Annotated in this window: 15 protein-coding genes; 8 read left to right on the top strand and 7 right to left on the bottom strand. The window is 43.6% G+C overall.

The genetic code is table 11. From position 1 onward, the window contains the following. Position 1 precedes the first annotated feature (1 nt). Both B050_RS0100975 and lipB read right to left on the bottom strand, forming a co-directional pair. Positions 2-403, bottom strand: a complete 402-nt coding sequence (locus tag B050_RS0100975; protein WP_026235518.1) for a hypothetical protein — start codon at positions 401-403, stop codon at positions 2-4. Between the two features lie 99 nt (positions 404-502). Further along, positions 503-1222, bottom strand: a complete 720-nt coding sequence (gene lipB, locus B050_RS0100970; RefSeq protein ID WP_018471996.1) for a lipoyl(octanoyl) transferase LipB — start codon at positions 1220-1222, stop codon at positions 503-505. 125 nt (positions 1223-1347) lie between these two features. Here lipB and B050_RS0100965 point away from each other — a divergent pair, with 125 nt between their 5' ends. Continuing rightward, positions 1348-1704: a YraN family protein gene (locus B050_RS0100965; RefSeq protein WP_026235517.1), complete on the top strand. Its 357-nt coding sequence runs from the start codon at positions 1348-1350 to the stop codon at positions 1702-1704. A gap of 252 nt (positions 1705-1956) precedes the next feature. Beyond that, on the top strand, positions 1957-3210 hold the full coding sequence (gene metK / locus B050_RS0100960) for a methionine adenosyltransferase (RefSeq protein ID WP_018471994.1): 1254 nt from the start codon (positions 1957-1959) through the stop codon (positions 3208-3210). A gap of 94 nt (positions 3211-3304) precedes the next feature. Here the strand turns inward: metK and B050_RS0100955 are convergent, their stop codons facing one another. Further along, positions 3305-4291 carry a D-alanine--D-alanine ligase gene (locus B050_RS0100955; protein ID WP_018471993.1) on the bottom strand — a complete coding sequence of 329 codons (987 nt, stop codon included), beginning with the start codon at positions 4289-4291 and terminating at the stop codon, positions 3305-3307. Positions 4292-4538: 247 nt separating this feature from the next. Between B050_RS0100955 and B050_RS0100950 the strand changes: the two genes are divergently transcribed. The 4 genes from B050_RS0100950 to B050_RS0100935 all read left to right on the top strand — a co-directional run bounded on the left by B050_RS0100950 (position 4539) and on the right by B050_RS0100935 (position 9426). Beyond that, entirely contained in the window at positions 4539-6719 is a 2181-nt protein-coding gene (locus tag B050_RS0100950; protein WP_052308727.1) for a S9 family peptidase, read from the top strand. Between the two features lie 166 nt (positions 6720-6885). Beyond that, positions 6886-7260 (top strand): hypothetical protein, encoded by a 375-nt coding sequence (locus tag B050_RS0100945; RefSeq protein ID WP_018471991.1) that lies wholly within the window; start codon positions 6886-6888, stop codon positions 7258-7260. A gap of 55 nt (positions 7261-7315) precedes the next feature. Then, positions 7316-7780, top strand: a complete 465-nt coding sequence (locus B050_RS0100940) for a hypothetical protein (protein ID WP_018471990.1) — start codon at positions 7316-7318, stop codon at positions 7778-7780. Positions 7781-7950: 170 nt separating this feature from the next. Next, entirely contained in the window at positions 7951-9426 is a 1476-nt protein-coding gene (locus tag B050_RS0100935; RefSeq protein WP_018471989.1) for a glycine--tRNA ligase, read from the top strand. Positions 9427-9657: 231 nt separating this feature from the next. Here B050_RS0100935 and B050_RS0100925 read toward each other — a convergent pair whose 3' ends face one another. Further along, positions 9658-11058: an MltF family protein gene (locus B050_RS0100925; protein WP_018471987.1), complete on the bottom strand. Its 1401-nt coding sequence runs from the start codon at positions 11056-11058 to the stop codon at positions 9658-9660. Between the two features lie 274 nt (positions 11059-11332). Then, positions 11333-12103, bottom strand: coding sequence for a LytR/AlgR family response regulator transcription factor (locus B050_RS0100920; RefSeq protein WP_018471986.1), 771 nt, complete (start codon positions 12101-12103; stop codon positions 11333-11335). A 982-nt stretch (positions 12104-13085) separates the two neighbouring features. Between B050_RS0100920 and B050_RS0100910 the strand changes: the two genes are divergently transcribed. Then, the gene (locus tag B050_RS0100910; protein ID WP_157492479.1) at positions 13086-13472 is read left to right on the top strand and encodes a hypothetical protein; all 387 of its coding nucleotides are present in this window, start codon (positions 13086-13088) and stop codon (positions 13470-13472) included. On the opposite strand, the gene B050_RS0100905 is transcribed toward B050_RS0100910, so the two are convergent. Next, positions 13469-15610 carry a tetratricopeptide repeat-containing sensor histidine kinase gene (locus B050_RS0100905; RefSeq protein ID WP_018471984.1) on the bottom strand — a complete coding sequence of 714 codons (2142 nt, stop codon included), beginning with the start codon at positions 15608-15610 and terminating at the stop codon, positions 13469-13471. The genes B050_RS0100910 and B050_RS0100905 overlap by 4 nt on opposite strands. Before the next feature lie 85 nt (positions 15611-15695). Next, on the bottom strand, positions 15696-16571 hold the full coding sequence (locus B050_RS0100900) for a toxin-antitoxin system YwqK family antitoxin (RefSeq protein ID WP_018471983.1): 876 nt from the start codon (positions 16569-16571) through the stop codon (positions 15696-15698). A 278-nt stretch (positions 16572-16849) separates the two neighbouring features. Between B050_RS0100900 and B050_RS0100895 the strand changes: the two genes are divergently transcribed. Continuing rightward, on the top strand, positions 16850-18052 hold the full coding sequence (locus tag B050_RS0100895) for a pyridoxal phosphate-dependent aminotransferase (RefSeq protein WP_018471982.1): 1203 nt from the start codon (positions 16850-16852) through the stop codon (positions 18050-18052). Positions 18053-18218 lie beyond the last annotated feature (166 nt).

The following is an 18218-nucleotide window of genomic DNA, read 5'->3' as shown; positions in this document are numbered from 1 at the left end:
GTTAGGAATGTAGCACGCCTTGCAGATCCAGCTCAGGGATGTGATGGACATTGGTCTCATCCATGCTGCCTTCTACAAAGACAAACTTCTTGTCAAATATCTGATCTAATATATAATAACTCACCCAAAATTCATTGTTTAGCACAAATAAATTGGGGTCGATGGGCTCTACTTTCGCCATGCTTTCAGGTCCTAGCTCCGTGATCATATGACGCAGGGTGCTGGTCTTCTTCTCCTCCCCATCGATAAGGCCATATCCCTTGGAGGTGATCATGACATTGGAGAGCTCGATAAGGTTGAGATTGATGATATATACGCCCCACTCAGTGGATCCATTTTCCTCCGTCTTTGCTATAGCAAGTTTTACACCCGTCACCGGGTGAAAGTTGATGTCTTTTTTCATATTAATAAATTCAAATCCTGCAAAATGCTCTTTCTCAGCTAAGCCCAAAGGTCTTTATATACACTAAACCAAGGTCGATACAGAGAATAGACTATGAGATTAGTCTTCCCATTCCATTTCAAACAGGGCTTTCAAATGAGCCTTTACTTTATCTTTTACTTCTTCTTCATCGACGGGCCTTCCGAGTTCTATATGTAATGAGGTGACGGCCTTGTCAGTAATGCCGCATGGCACTATATTATTGAAGTAGGCCAGATCAGCATTCATATTGAAGGCAAAGCCATGCATGGTGACCCATCGGCTTGACTTTACTCCCAATGCACAGATCTTTCGCGGGCTTCTGCGCTCGATATGATCTAGCCAGACTCCAGTGAGGCCTTCGATTCTTCCCGCAGCGATGCCATAATCCGCTAGGGTGAGGATGATGGCCTCCTCCAGGTACCGCAGGTATTTGTGGATATCAGTAAAGAAATTGTCCAAATCCAACAGGGGGTAACCCACCAGTTGCCCCGGGCCATGGTAGGTAATGTCTCCACCCCTATTGATCTTATAGAAAGTTGCCCCTTTGGCTGCCAAAGCCTTCTCATCTAATAATAAATGAGACAATTCACCACTTTTTCCTATGGTATAGACATGGGGATGTTCCACGAATAATAGGTAGTTTTTGGTGGCTTGCTGGTCGTCATCACCCTTTTTTCGGTTTTCGATCTTGGTATCGACAATTTCCTGAAATAATTCCTCCTGGTAGTCCCAGGTCGCCTTATAATCTTTTTGTCCGAGATCTATAAACTTCACTTTTTTATTGATATTTTGATTCACGATGTGGCCTTTTCTGTCCTGAGATTGTCAACATTTATTCGTTTAAGAAGGTTCTTTAGGGCTTGCAAAGCCAATTCATTACCTATAATAAGAACAAATTTATTTCAAAAATAACAAAAATAATCATGGCGCTGCATAATGAGAACGGAAGTAGGGCGGAGCAGTTGGCTGCCGAATATTTGATTACGAAGGGATATGGTCTTAAGGAGCAGAATTATCGGTTTAAGCATGCCGAGATTGACTTGATCATGGAGCACAAAGGTTTATTGATTTTTGTGGAGGTGAAGTTTAGAAGTGGCACGGGCTTTGGCTATGCAGAGGAGTTTGTGGATTATCGTAAGCAGCAGTTGGTGATACGGGCGGCTGATCATTATATATTTGAGGTGGATTGGCATAAGGACATTCGTTTTGACATCGTTGGCGTGTATGTAGATCAAAAGAACATCACACGTTTTAAGCATTTTCAGGATGCTTTTTATTGATTATCGGAGGTAAAATTGATTTATTTTGCTCCCTTATCCTTAAGCGTTAGTCCAGGGGAAAGTAGCTATGACCTGAAGGAATCTGGGCAAAGTTGGGGTGTAATAGGCCGATTTTAGCCGATTTTCCCTAATAAATACCTCTTAAATAAGCGTATAGGCCTGATATTATTAATCCCAAAGTAATAGTTTTTTATTTCCTGCTTATGCTTTAATTTTACAGACCATTTCAATATGTAAATTAAAATTCGATATATGCCTTATTTATTTACCTCAGAGTCTGTTTCTGAGGGACATCCTGACAAAATATCTGATCAGATTTCTGATGCCTTGATTGATAATTTTCTGGCTTTTGATCCAAAGTCTAAGGTAGCATGTGAGACCTTGGTGACAACTGGCCAAGTAGTATTGGCGGGAGAAGTGAAGTCGGACACCTATTTGGACGTTCAGAAAATAGCCAGGGATGTGATCAATCGGATAGGTTATACCAAAGGAGAGTATATGTTTGACGGTAATTCCTGCGGGGTATTGTCGGCTATTCATGAGCAGTCTCCCGATATCAATCAGGGGGTGGATCGTACCAGTCCTGAAGATCAGGGTGCTGGTGACCAAGGTATGATGTTTGGGTATGCGACTAATGAAACGACCAACTATATGCCTTTGGCCTTGGACCTCTCTCATATGTTATTGAGGGAGCTATCGGCACTTCGTCGGGAAGGCAAGGATATCCCTTACCTTCGTCCAGATGCTAAAGCGCAGGTGACTATCGAATACAGTGATGAGAATGTGCCTCAAAAAATCAAGGCCATCGTTATCTCTACTCAGCATGACGATTTTGATGAGGAAGAGGCCATGCTGGCCAAGATCAAATCCGATATCATTTCAATATTAATTCCACGGGTGCAGGCTAAGCTCAGCAAAGGTATTGCGGCTCTCTTTACAGATAATATTACCTACCATATCAACCCTACGGGAAAATTCGTGATCGGCGGTCCTCATGGAGATGCAGGCCTCACGGGTAGGAAAATCATCGTGGATACTTATGGCGGTAAAGGCGCCCATGGTGGAGGCGCTTTCTCAGGTAAGGATCCTTCCAAAGTCGATCGCTCTGCCGCCTATGCTACAAGGCATATAGCCAAAAATATGGTGGCAGCCGGACTTGCTGACGAGGTTCTGGTGCAGGTATCTTATGCCATCGGAGTAGCACAGCCTATGGGCCTATACATCAATACCTATGGCACTTCAAAACTATCTATGAAAGATGGGGAAATTGCTGAGAAAATTGAGAAAATATTCGATATGAGACCTTATGCCATTGAGCAAAGGCTCAAATTGAGAAACCCTATATATGAAGAAACGGCAGCCTACGGACATATGGGCCGAGAAAATGAGGTCGTTACGAAGACTTTTGTTTCTCCAGACGGCACTTCCCTTACTTTGGATGTGGAGCTGTTTACTTGGGAAAAACTAGACTATGTGGATCGATTGAAGAAGGAGTTTGGCCTCTAAGGCTGAGAATCTTTTACCAATCGTTTGTAGATAAATGTACTTTGGCCTTACTTGACTAGGCTATAACTAAAAAAAGCGGCTTCTGCCGCTTTTTTTATGTCCACATTTCTTCGATGATCTCCGTATAAAATTCCTTTATTTCTTTTCCTATAGCCCTTACTTGTTGAGAGATGAGGCTGGTTTCAGTTTGACCTGGTACGGTATTGATCTCAATAAAAAACACCTTGGAAGATTCGTGCTCCAAGAAATAATCCATTCGCACAGCGCCCTTACAATTAAGCTTTTGGTACACCTTTGCAGCTATTTGGTTAACTCTTGCGATTTCCTCCTCATTCATTCTGCCTGGAGTGATTTCCTCCGTGACCCCAGCCGTATATTTAGCTTCAAAATCAAAAAACTCCTTGGAACTGACAATTTCTGTGGCCGGAAGGACAATGATATTGCCCTGGCAGGAATATATTCCAATAGAAAACTCCCTTCCGGAGACAAATTCCTCCACCAAAACCTGGCTGTCCTCGGCGAATGCTTTATCCAGGGCTTCGGCTAATTCTTCCGCTGACTTCACCTTGCTCATCCCGATGCTACTTCCGCCATTATTAGGCTTGACAAAATAGGGGAGTGATAATTCCTCCAAAACCCGATCGTGGTTTTCCGGACTATTCTTGAAAAGCTGGATAGATTTGGCGACATGAAGATGGTCTATGTCCTGGATGATCGCCTTAGTATAGCCCTTATTCATCGTGATGGCCGAGGTCATGGCATCACAGGTGGTGTAGGGAATGCCGAGCATATCGAAGTAGCCTGCGAGCTTCCCATCTTCTCCCGGCGAACCATGGAGAATATTAAAAACCCCGTCGAAAGTTATCTTTTGCCCCTGAGGGCTGACAGAAAAATCATTGAGGTCCACAGGATGCTCCTGACCGTCAGGGGCAAGATGAAACCATTTGGTCTTCTCAATGATAATTTTGAAAACCTCATACTTGTCCTGATCCAAATGCCGCTCGACTACCGCCGCACTTTTAAGAGAAACCACCGATTCTCCCGTGAATCCTCCTGTAACCAATGCAATTCTTTTCTTCATATGCGTAAAGGTAAATGCTAGTTTCCAGAAACTAAAAAGAAGCGACTTACTTATTTTGATGCGCTAATGAGATTTTAGGTATGAGGCTTATTTCCGACCCTGAGACTTCCCTATTTGCGGGTATAGACTGAGTAAAGCGGGCTTTACAGGACTGCATAGGGTAAAAATTTCGAAAATGCGCTTAGAATTCATACGGGCTCTATCATTTTACGTATCTTTAAGATCAGAATAAAATCCAATATATAACATGGTTAAACGTATTAAAATATATGCCTTGACGGCATTATTGATCTGTATGTATGTAGATACTTTTGCGCAGGAAAAAAAGGTGAGCTTAGAGGCCATCTTCAAAGAAAATGTTTTTAGTCAAAAATCCGTCCATGGCATCAACTGGATGAAGGATGGCAAGTACTACTCTTCTCTCGTGCGTGACAATGGCAAGGCCCAGGTCGTAAAAATGAATGTGGCCACTGGAGAGCAGGAGGCAGTACTGATTGATGGGAATAAACTCGGAATAGACTTCTCGAGCTATTCTTTCAATGCAGATGAGTCCAAGGCCCTTATCGCCACGGAAGTGGAATCAATCTACCGACGGTCTTCCAAAGGCATCTTTTATGTGGTGGACATGAGCTCTGGGGTTTCGCAGGAATTGATGGATGGCAAGAAGATCTCTTATGCCACCTTATCTCCAGACAATACCCGCGTGGCATTCGTCATGGACAACGACCTGTATTATATCACTTTAGATGACAATGAGGTCCATCAAATCACCAAAGATGGGGAGTGGAACCATATCATCAATGGCGCCGCAGACTGGGTATATGAGGAGGAGTTTTCCATGGCTCAGGCTTTTAGTTGGTCTCCCGATGGAAGCAAAATCGCCTTCATCCGGTTCGATGAAAGCCAGGTGCCTGAATACAATATGCAACTGTGGGGGCCTCTTTATCCCCAGGATTATAAGTTCAAATATCCAAAAGCAGGGGAGAAAAATGCCGAGGTAAGCATTCACATTCATGATATTAATGCGAATGAATCTCGCCTGGTCGATGCCGGAGCCGAGCAGGATATATACCTTCCCAGGATGTACTGGGCGGGAAGCAGCAATACGCTCGCCTTTATCCGTCTAAACAGACTTCAAAATCAGCTGGACCTTCTTTATGCCAATGCTGCTACTGGCAAGAGCAAAGTGATCCTTACGGAGAAGGCAGATACCTATGTGGACCTTAACTATAATGATAACCTGCTGTTTCTGGAAGAGGGCAAAGGCTTTCTAAGGACGAGTGAGCAGGATGGCTATAAGCATATCTATCATCATGATCAGGACGGTAAATTGATCAATCAGGTGACTTCTGGTGACTGGGAAGTGACTGAGGTAATCGGAGTGGACCAAAAGGCTAAGAAAATATATTATGTATCCACTGAGCAGTCTGAGCTAAATAGGAACCTCTATGCTGTGAAATTCAACGGCAAAGGCAAGACCTTACTCACCCCTGCCGAAGGAAATCACGGGATCAATATGAGCCCGGATCATCAGTATTTTGTGGATTATTATTCCACGGCCAATGCGCCCCTTACCGTGAGCCTAAAAGAGGCTAAGGGTGATCTGATCAAGGTGCTCGAAGATAATGCCCTGCTCAATAAAAAGCTGAAAGGCTATGCGCTGAGCAAAAAGGAGTTTTTTGACTTTGAAACCGTGGATGGCACTCGCCTAAATGGCTATATGATCAAGCCAGCAGATTTTGATGAGGGCAAGGAGTATCCGGTGCTGATGTATGTGTATGGCGGTCCAGGCTCTGAGAATGTGAAAAACTCCTGGGGTGGAATGCGCGATTTCTGGCATCATCACCTTGCCTCCGAAGGCTATATCGTGGTATGCGTGGATAATCGTGGTACGGGTGGACGAGGAAGAGACTTCAAGCACGTCACATACGGCCAACTAGGGAATCTCGAAACTCAAGATCAAATCGCTGGTGCCAATTACCTGGCCGCACTTCCTTATATAGACGGCAGCCGCATCGGTATCTGGGGATGGTCATATGGTGGGTATATGTCTTCACTTTCATTGATGCTGGGCGCTGATGTTTTTAAGACGGCAATAGCTGTGGCACCGGTGACCACTTGGAGGTATTATGATACCATCTATACCGAAAGATACCTGCAGACGCCTCAGCTTAATGCCTCTGGATACGATGACAATAGCCCACTGAGCCATGTGGATAAGCTGGAAGGCAACTTCCTGCTGATTCATGGAACGGGAGATGACAATGTGCACTTCCAAAATTCGGTGGCACTGGTGGATGCCCTGATCGCTGCCGATAAGCAATTTGAGACCTTCTATTATCCGAATAGGAATCATGGGATCTATGGTGGGAATACCACCTGGCACCTGTATAATATGATGACTGACTTCATCAAGAGAAAATTATAAATTAGGTTAAGGATATATAAAGGGCGATGTAAAATGGATTACATCGCCCTTTTTTTGTAGAATATATTTGGAAGGCCTGCCCGTGAGTAGGACGGAGACTCTTAGCTTTTGATATTATGGCCAAAAGCAAGTATATTCATCCAGTAACCTCCCAAAAGCAACCTTTATGAAAGAAAAACTGAATACCTCATTACAATCGATTAGTTTGGTAGCGGTAGCCGGTTTGGCGGCCTGGTCGGTATTTTCAGGAGATATGAGCAGCAAGGAAATGCTTAGTCACCTGATTTTATTTTTGATTTTGGTGGAAATCCTTAGCCTAATCCTAGTGTACAAATCGTATCCAGAAAGCCATACTACCTATAAAATGGCCATAATCGCCATCTTTATGATCTTGCTAGGAATCAAGCGCATGATGCCCGATTTCTTTGTGCCACTGACCGTGACTGCTTTTGCGGTAAATTACCTTTATAATTTCTATACCAATCAAAAGCGCAGAAAGGGGATGTTCAAACGCAAAAAACAGGATAAGTATAAACTGTGAGCCTTGGTGATCGGCACGTTATTTGATCCCTGGCTGACCAAAAAAAACTAATCCTATGAAAAAATTACTGTTGTTATGCTGCTTATTATTCCCTCTTATAAGCTCCGCCCAAGAGAAATTGCAGAAGCTAGTAAAGGAACGTCAGGAGCTTCATCAGCAATGGAAGTCCTCCGAAGCCCAAAAGTCCGGGATATTCGGCAATCGTACCAAGAAGGATATGGTGGAAACGAATGAGTGGATGGAGCGAATCGTCCTGAAGGATAATCAGATTATGGATGAGTTGGAAATGCTGAAGAATATTGAAACCACCGAAATCAAATATGAGAAAGACGATTATAAATTTATAGCGCAGAAGCAGGAACAGGATATCGGGAAGCTTAAGAGAGCCTTAGCTGACAAAGATATCGCTATTGATGCCATCGCCGCCAGCAAAAGAACCTATGAGTGGTCCACACTGATATTTTTTCTGAGTACTCTGGGTCTTGGCTATATGGTGTACCGAAGTCGTCAATCAGCCTAAGGGAAATAATCTGCTTTGATGCCTCAATCCTTCAAAAACTACCCCATTTCTATGGTAATTTCTCGCTCTGACAATAGTTATAAGGAGCTTAGGAAGAAGAAAGCTTCATTTTTTGATTTTCCATAGGTCTAATTTTCCTTCTTACCAGCTATTTCCCTATTTTTGCGGCTATGGCAAAGAAAGATCAACCAACCGAAAATGCACAACTTAAGGATATCATCTCCCATGCTAAGGAGTATGGCTTTGTGTATCCTTCCTCAGAAATATATGATGGACTTCAGGCCGTATATGATTACGGTGCTTATGGAGTTGAGCTAAAAAATAACCTCAAGAGACTCTGGTGGGAGTCCATGACCCGCCTAAATGACAATATTGTGGGCATCGATGCGTCGATTTTTATGCATCCCACCACTTGGAAAGCTTCCGGTCACGTGGATAGTTTCAATGATCCCATGATCGATAATAAGGACAGCAAGAAGCGGTACCGCGCCGATGTTCTTATAGAAGACCGAGCGCTTGCGATGGAGAAAGAGGGCAAAGTAGAAGAAGCTCAGCAGCTTCTTTCTGCTATGGGCAAACTCCTCGAAGCTGAAGACTTAGACGGTGTAAGAGACCTTATCGTCAACGAAAATATCACCTGCCCGATTAGTGGCACGACCAACTGGACCGATGTGCGTCAGTTTAACCTGATGTTTAGTACTCAGGTGGGCTCTGTGGCGGAAGACTCCTCTACCATCTACCTGCGACCAGAAACCGCTCAGGGGATTTTTGTGAATTTCCTCAATGTGCAGAAAACCGCTAGAATGAAGGTGCCTTTTGGGATCGCTCAGATCGGTAAGGCTTTCAGAAATGAAATCGTAGCACGACAGTTTATCTTCCGGATGAGGGAATTCGAACAAATGGAAATGCAATTTTTCGTTCGCCCTGGGACAGAACTTGATTGGTATAAATCATGGGCTGCCACTCGACTTAGCTGGCATAAAGCCTTAGGGATTCCCGCCGACAAGCTTAGAACACATGACCATGAGAAATTGGCTCACTATGCCAATGCTGCCATGGATATAGAATTTGAATTTCCTTTTGGCTTTAAGGAAGTGGAGGGCATTCACTCCCGCACTGACTTTGACTTGAAAAGCCATCAGGAGTTCTCCAAAAAGAAGCAACAGTATTTCGATCCTGAAGTGAACCAAAACTATATCCCTTATGTGGTGGAAACTTCCATTGGGGCAGACCGTCTGTTCTTGATGACCCTTTGCAATGCCTTCACTGAGGAAAGTAATGAGGAAGGAAAGTCTAGAACTTACCTCAAACTTCATCCGGCACTGGCGCCAGTAAAAGCAGCCATTCTTCCACTTACCAAAAAGGATGGACTTCCGGAAAAAGGTAAGGAAATTGTCAGCAAACTGAAATATGACTTTAATATTATCTATGAAGAGGCGGGATCCATCGGCAAGCGATATACGCGTCAAGACCTGATCGGAACTCCTTTCTGTATTGCTGTGGATCACCAGACCCTCGAAGATGATACCGTGACCATCCGTCACCGTGACACCACTGAGCAGGAGCGTGTGCCTATCAGCGAGCTTCATGGAAGGATTGCCGAAGCCACTAGCTTCAGAGGCATCTTCGATAAAGTGAGCATGTAATACCGAGCAGAAAACGACTTATTAGTCTCCAGTAACTTAATCCCTCTGTCCATGGCTCCAAGAGCCTGGCCCGTGAAAGCAGAGGATGAGGTGCTGGAGACTATTTTTTTGGCCATAAACCAATCGCCGTTTTTGAAATGGGAGGCATAGTTGGTGAAGAAAAATAGTGGGAGCGGTTCTCTAATGCGGTAAAAAATTATCCTAAGCAATAGCGGACTTCGCAGGACTTTGCTAAGGATTTACCAGCACTCGATAGGATTCATAGATACTCAGGATATCCTGCACATAAGCCACCGCTAGGTGACCCTTGGCATAGCCACTTCTTACCACCGGATCCTGATAATATTTAGGCTTGGATTTTCGCTCCAGATAATAGGCTACGTCATTCCATCTTTGGGTGTCTTTGCCAAATTTCAGGGACAATCTCCAAGCGTCATTGACATGGCCATGGCCCACATTATAGGAGGCTAGGATAAATTTGATGCGCTCGTTGGTTTCGGGTACTCGTTCCATCCAGAATTTATCAAGGTATTTTAGATAGCGCACCCCACCCATGAGGCTTTGATAGGGGTCGTTGGGGTTGGTGACTCCAAATCGCTCCAGAGTAACAGGCATGAGCTGCAGCAGACCCTTTGCTCCGGCATAGCTGGTCGCCACCGTATCAAATCTTGATTCCTTATACACCAGAGAGGCCAGAAGCCTCCAGTCCCAGCCGAGATAGTCGGAGCCTTTTTTGATCAGATCATCATAGACGGAGATACGGTCGCCAGAGATAGAGGAGAAGGGACTGATATTGCGGTGATAACTGTTCTTTTTATTTAAGAAATATTTGCCATAAAGAATGGCAAAATAAGTCGATTGCTTGCCTTTATCGATCCATTTATTAACTGACTTGAGAAGATTAGGGGAGTTTTTGCGAACCATCCAAGCCACGGGAGTGGCATCAGTCAGCTCCGGCCCCATTCTCATTTCATGATAGTAGGTGCTATTGACTAGCGCCACGTCCTCATCCACCACGGTATATTCTATCTCCTCACGGATGACATCATCCACGAGTTCATCCGAGCCTTTGTTCTCTTCGATAATATTGATGCTGATATTCAGGCTGTCTTCCCAGGCCTGAAGGAGGTCTTTATAAATAGCCGATTTTCTTACCGTTACCGTCTTATTGTGGAGGTCTTTGATGTCAGTGATGGGCTTCTGATTGTCGCGCTGCACCACCACAGAGGAGAGTGCGTTTATTTTATGGGTGAAATTTCCATACTTCTCTCGTTCCTCTAGCCGGACCAGATTCAGCGCTATGATATCTGCCCGACCAGTATTGAGCAGGTAAAAAGCTCTGTCGATGTCATTATTTACGATTATCCTAAGCTGTACATCCAGCTGCTTAGCCAGATTTCTCAGAAGTTCATACTCATAGCCCATCCTCCGGCCCCGATAGATATAATAACTAGTGGAGGAATTGTCCACCACAGCTCTTATAAATCCTCTTTTCTGGATGGCTTCAAGGTCTAGGGTGACGGGGCTTTCCCAAAAAGGGGGCTTGGGCTTCTTGCGCTCTTCTACCGAATTACAGGACCATGCCAGCAGCAGGAGGCTGAGCGCAGATAAAAGTATAAGTCTGTATCTCATGGTGTAGGTCTAGGTCGGTGATAAATAAAAGCGCATTAACCAATTATACTATAATTATGCCACTTCTACAAAACATTGTCTCTAACTGTATAACAGCTGTGATCTACCTAATATAAATCGTTCAAAACTGTCTTTTGCCACAGTATATTTTTGGCTAAGGCAATAGGCGATGGCCCCTAAATTATTCAAATGGGAAAGGATCGGTTCCTGGTTATAACTAATATCTTCCTTCCCGGCTATTTTTCAGGAATGAAGGAGTGACTAGGACGCAGGCTTAAATTGATTTATTTTTTACGATCGCTTCAAATAAGGTCAGTAATTCTTCTTTCTTACGCTGGCTGATGGGTAAAGTTTGACCATTTTCCATCATTACACTTCCTCCATCATGCCGAAAATACTTACGCATATAATTGGGATTGATGAGGTAGGACTGATGTATTCTCATGAAGAAATACTTTTTCAGGGTTTTTTCAGCCTCTTTTAGGGTCTTGCTAAATAATAAGGTGCTTCCATCCGAAAGGTGAAGCATGGTGTAATTATTCTGACTCTGTGCATAGAGGATATCATCCACTTTGATAAATTCCAGTCCTTCACTGACAGGAACCGCGATTTTTGATTTTATAATATTGTCCTTTTTCAGGGAAGAGATAAAGCGTAATAGTTCCGGCTGTTCGGCGGAGGACTTCGCAATATGGCTTCCTTGATATTTGGTGACCAGATCTTTGAGCTCAGCCTTGGCCACCGGCTTCAGGAGATAGTCGAAGGCATGGTATTTAAATGCCTTTACCGCATATTGACTATAGGCGGTGGTGAAGACCACCTCAAAGTCGATTTTGTCTAATAAATCAAGAAATTCAAAGCCATTGACCCGCGGCATTTCAACATCCAAAAATAAAAGGTCGATAGGCTCCTCGCTGATTTTTTGAAGCCCTTCATCCACCTTTGAGCTGCAAAAAATAACCTCAACAGGTTCCTCTAAACCTGCAAGTTCCAATTGTAAACTCTCAATACAGTGTTTCTCATCGTCAATTATGCCAACTTTCATTTGTCATTGGGTTTGATATTGTGGGTTTTATCGCTTTCGCTCAAATAGGAAAATTCCAACCTGTGATTTGTTAAACAGGTTGCCAATGGTACTTAATTAACAATATACTTAAGTTAAATGGCATTCGAGCATGACTTTAGGGTTTTTAAGGTGCTTCACCATTAAATTCCAATTTTTAAATTGGCCTATGGTCCATTACAATCGATTTTGTAGGCTACTGCGCCCACGGGGGTCGGCTTTCTTAGCTGAAAGTAAAAGGAAAATCGAATAGAATGAAGAAGTGAAATCAGGGATATGAGGCACAAATAATAACTGGAAACCAGTCAATACTCATTTAGAAGACCACTGTAATATTTGGTTATTTGAAATATCATTGATCTATAGTACTTTCCTGAGGTAGTTTACATTAGATTATAAAGCACTTTTTCCGAACTATGCTCTATGTATATGGATGACCATCCCCTCTAAGATGTGTTCTGTACTGTGGTTCTCAAGAGTATAGTTCGGCTTTATGGTTTCTGAGTAGGACTTACGCCACTGCCTTAAACTACTTTCGCCAAGTCCAACCATTCGTGTCTAGCTCTATTACCCTGTTCATATTTTAGTTTCCAGCCATGGTTAGGTTTAGGAGCGCAAAATCAATGCAGAGCAGTAGATTTTTTCATTCCCGTGTATAAAATGCCTTATACTCAGTGAATTGCTAAAAGGCAGAGGGTACTGCCTAAAAAAAGAGGTAAATTTTAAAAAGCTTGTAAACAAAGTGGAGCGGATTTTGTTAAAAGGAATCATTGAAATTTTGCAATACAACCCAGAAATAATCGTCGATCAAGTTTATGAAATTCATTGAACTCTATTTGTTAAGTAAAAGTTACTTGTAGAACTATAATTTCCATCACAACCAATCATGAATCGTTTATTCTTATTCCTTTTTTTAGTGGGGCTGTATTCGTGCGAACCCAAGTCAAATCAGGCCGAAAGAATTATGGTTAGAGGGAGTGCCCATTTTGTAGAAGGGAACCAGGGAGATTTGGAGGAAAATATGGGGCCTATGATTGCCGAAGTATTGGTGGAGCCCATTCCTGGCCAGAAGATATTTAAGTATAGGGTAAGCCCTTCGCAGGAAAAAGATTTTTCAGGCTATATATTGTACTTGGAAGGTGAGACTAGCGAGAGGGTGCACGATTTTCAGCATGGATACTTTTATGGCAATGCTTTTCCTGGCTTTGATAAACTTCAGGTCTATTTATTAGATTGTGATGGTAAGGCAGTTCCGCTAAAAGTGAAAGAGGCGAAGGTCTCCAGATTTAGAGATATTCCTGCTTTTCTTACGGGTAGGCAGTTGAATGTTTCTCGCCTTTGGGGCAGCTAGACGGTGTCAAAAGCCTCAGAGAATGAGATTTTGATTTCTGCAATGGTACCGAGAACCTGACCTTCTGAGTCCAGGTTGGCTTTTATATGGAAGCTGACTTGATCTGCGTGCTGCTGGTTGAAAATCAATAAGCGCTCTTCTATCAATTTTAATCCTAAATGCGTCCCATCGGGTTTTGGTTCATGATGGGCATAGCGCGTGCTGCCGAACCCCAGCCCATTGTCTATGACAGAGACCGTTACCTGTCCTTCTGCGTATTGGACCTCGATGATAAGTTTCCTATGAGGATTTCTGCTGGGCAATAGCCCATGTTTTATAGCATTTTCGACGACAGGTTGGAGGATCTTTGGTGGTACCAATACCTGTCTCGTCCTGACTTCCGGACTGATGATGGTCTGGTAAGTGAACTCCCCGTCAAACCTCAGTCGCTCAATTTTCAGATAGAGATTGGTCGATTCCAGTTCCTCGGCAAGGCTGATGGCTTTCTTTCGGTTATTGGTAAGGCTCATCCTTAGCAGGCGGGCAAAGGTATCAATGTACTCCTTGGCTTCTTCATTTTTATTTTTCATCACCAGCCATCTTACCGCATTCATACCATTGAAGAGAAAGTGGGGGTTCATTTGGGACTCCAGAGATTGAAGCGCTAAGGACTGAATGCGGTTTTCAAATTTGCTTTCCAGCAGCTTAATGCGCTTTTCTTCACTATGTCGCTGCTCCTGGATCAGCTCCTCAAAGGTCTCTTCCAGTTGCTGATTTACCTGTTCTATTTGATCTTTTTGCTCACTGATTCGATGATTTTGTGCGATAAGTAGATCATTGGCTTTTTTCTTAGCCTTTATATTTCTGAACTGCAATACGGTGATGGTAATAATCGTGAACAGCAGGATGACCATTAGGATGAGCACCAGTCGATGGCTCTTCAGTGCATTAAACTGATTGTCCAGCTGCGCTTGCTGTAGGTCTTTGTCCTTCTCTAATAATTCGATCTGGGATTCTTTTTTCTCTATCGCAAATCTTTTTTCTATTGCCGCAATCTGCGTCTCCTGATCCATCAGCGCCAGGCTATCACGGTAATTTTCTGATATTTTGAAGTAGGCCAGGGCTTTTTGATGCTCGCCCCTTTGCTCATGGATGATGTATAACCAGTACGAGGCGTCTTGGATCAATCCCTTACTCTTAATTTTTTCAGCCATTTCCCAGGCTTTTAGGTAGTTCTCCTCGGCTAGGTTGATTTGGCCCTTTTGGCGAAAGATGTCTGCCTCCCGTTTGGTGAGGTCGGCCTGCTTATGTAAGTCTCCTAGTTTGACAAATAGCTCTTTGGACAGTTCAAAATACTTTTGAGCCTTATCGAGGTCCTTGCCTTCCAGGAAGAAGTTCTGCCCAAAATATTCATAAGTGATGCCCAGACCAAAGGTATCCTTTCGGCTGATATTAATCTCTAGTAATTTGTCGAGGTATTCTCTGGCCTTTTCATATTTGCCCTGCTCAGTGAAATAATCTCCGATGGAGAGGTAGTTCATGGCTACTCCCAGGCTATTATTACGCTTGTTTTCGGCCTCCAGAGATCGCTCAAAATAGGCCAAAGCATCCTCCTCCCTGCCCGGCAGGTAGATGAGTGTATTGCCTAGGCCATTACAGGAGATGGCGATATTGCGGAGGTCATTTTCCTCCTCGGCGATTTTCAGCGCTTCCAGGTAGTAATACACCGCCATGTCAAAGTCCTCCCCATATCGGCTGGCGACACCTGCATTATTGGCATAGATCATTTTTGGTAGCTTAGCGCTCTTCTGCTTTTCCAGCAGCTTATAGGCCTTTGCGTGTAGCGGCACCGCCTCGTCATAGCGCTGATGGTAGCGGTAGAGCAGCCCAAGGTTATCCAGCGATTTGGCATAAAGCAGGGTATCCCCCAGTTCTATGGACCGGCTGATCGCCTGCTCAGCGAGTTTGTATTCTTCTTCTTCATCGTGCTCGTTTCTATGAAGCTTCTTGGACTGGTCTATGGCGGTTTCTATTGCCAGAGAATCCTGAGAATAGGACGGTGAAGAGGAGCTTGTTTTGAGATAAAAAGAATGGGCGGACTGAGGAAATACTTCCATAGCCGAACCAAGAAAAAACGCCATAAACAGTAAAAAAGGCATATCGGGAAATTAAATGATTGCTTAATATCTGTAATTTTCCAGTAAAAGTGAAGGTTTGAGGGATAAACTATTGGCGAGGAGGCGATTATCGGTCATCACGATAGATGAGCTTTCCTTCTTCGTCCCATTCAGCTCTTATATAAGGGGTGAAATGCTTGGTGAAGGGCTCTTCCTGGTACTGAATTTCCCTCTTTCGCACCAGCGGTCCATTTTCGGTATTCCAATACCAGGTCCAGGTTCCCACTTTTTCGCCATAATGGTATTCTCCCATCACTCCCAACTTACCATTGTCATAAAAATGAAAGAAATTGCCTTCTTTTAAATCATATTCTATAGGGATGACCTTCTCCACTTCCTGCTCGCCTTGATTATAATAGGTGACTTTGGAATCTTTGGGCCAGCCTTCCTCAAATTTGGCCTTATTGATTAGGATATTGTTCTGATCATAGGTCATCCAGCGATCGTGCTTGGTGCCGAAATAAAACATTCCTTCCTGCACGACCACCTCGTTAAGCTCCTTTTTGTAGGGACCATGTAGGAGGTAGCCCGCTTCTGGAGTATAACCGGAGGTACGGACGGTCCTCTCTTTGATATCATACCAATACAGGTCGCGGATATAGGGATTGACGATACGGTTTCGAGTGGTATAGTGAAACAACTGGTATTCGCTTCTTCCCTGCACTTCCACTCTTACATAGGCGGTTTTGGTCTGCTCACCATAATAGATGTTCTTACGCTCCTTCTTTTTCTTGTCCTTCTTTTCGTTCTTTCTTTTCTCATCATCAAATAATAAGAGGGGTGCAGTCACAGGAACTAATGACCTATTGACCACACCGGAAGAGTCTGACAGACGGGAGCCAGAGGAGGAAATTTCTCCAAAACCCTGTCCCAAGCAGCTGCTTTTGATAAAGGTAAATGCCACTACTATCAGTGCTATATAGTTGATTTTTGAGAGTTCCATATGGTTTAGAGTATTGATTGGCAATTCCGTAGGTTTTAGTTTTTGGAATATTTATCAATAAATGGCCTAATTAACTTACTTATTTATTGGAAATAGTTGAAATTATAGAATCTATATTCTAAATAAAAGAAAGGTTTAGAATTAACAAGCAGAATCCTTAATTTTGCCCAGTTATTAGAATGGTCATCAGTCTGAGGAGCAGTGCTCTCTCGGATAGACTGGCCACTAAGGGTGCAAAATAATAATAAACTGACCATAGTAAAACAATTATAAAGCAAATGAGCAGTATTTTATCAGACCGTATTATTAATATGGAAGAGTCAGCTACGCTGGCTATGGCAAAAAAAGCACGAGAGCTTAAAGGCCAAGGAATAGACATTATCAGCCTTAGCTTGGGAGAGCCTGACTTTAAGACTCCTCAGCATATCCAGGACGCTGCAAAAGCAGCGATTGACGAAGGGAAGTATTTCTCTTATTCTCCTGTGCCAGGCTATCAGGATGTGAGAGAAGCAATTGCTCAAAAGCTTCAGTCGCAAAATAAAATCGTTGATGCGAAAGCTGAAAATATTGTGCTCTCTACAGGAGCAAAGCATTCCATTGCCAATATCTTCATGTGCATGATCAACGAAGGTGATGAAGTCGTGATCTTCTCCCCATACTGGGTTAGCTATGCTGAGATCATCAAGCTGGCTGGTGGGGTTCCTGTCCTGATCGAAGGAACATTAGAAAACAATTTCAAGGCTACTGCCGCGCAGTTGGATGAGGCCATTACCGACAAAACCAAGGCGGTAATATACTCTTCTCCTTGTAATCCTACCGGTTCCGTATTCAGTAAAGAAGAACTGGAGGCGATTGCAGATGTGGTGAAGAAGCATGACAATATCTATGTCATCGCTGATGAGATTTATGAATTGATCAACTTCACTGGTCAGCACGCCAGCATGGCGGCTATCCCGGGGATGTTTGACCGTACCATCACCGTCAATGGCTTCTCTAAAGGATATGCAATGACAGGATGGAGAGTAGGTTATATCTGCGCACCACTATTCATGGCCAAAGCTTGTGAAAAAATCCAAGGCCAATTTACCTCTGGTGGCACTGGTATCGCTCAGCGTGCAGCTCTTGCAGCTATCACTGGTGACCAGACGCCTTCTTTAGAAATGGAGAAAGCCTATAAGAGTAGAAGAGAATTGGTGCTCGGACTGCTTAGAGATATCCCAGGAATCAAAACTCACGTCCCTGAAGGAGCATTCTACTTCTTCCCTGACGTTACGGCATTCTTTGGTAAATCCACAGGAGAGATATCCGTTAAGGATGCAGATGATTTCTGCCTTTATATCCTCAATGAAGCTCACGTTTCCCTGGTGACAGGAGCTGCTTTTGGTGCGCCAAACTGCGTGCGCCTTTCTTATGCAGCCTCTGAGGAGGAACTGAAAGAAGCCTTGAAGAGAATCAAAGACGCAGTAGCTAAACTTAGCTAAGCATATACTTCCTAAGAGCCCGGGCTGATGATCTTCAGCCCGGGCTTTTTTTTGCTTTCCCCCCTCAGTATTCATCCTGCCTTTAGTTCAGAGGTTTCTGCGAAGTCTCTAACTTTTTTGTGCTCTGCCAGTGAATCCCTCCTGGCTTTAGTTTCGTTATTGGATT

The organism is Echinicola pacifica DSM 19836 (genome assembly GCF_000373245.1).
In the GTDB taxonomy this organism is placed as follows: domain Bacteria; phylum Bacteroidota; class Bacteroidia; order Cytophagales; family Cyclobacteriaceae; genus Echinicola; species Echinicola pacifica.
Note: the sequence above shows the minus strand (reverse complement) of the source record. Positions and strands in the feature narration are given on the sequence as shown.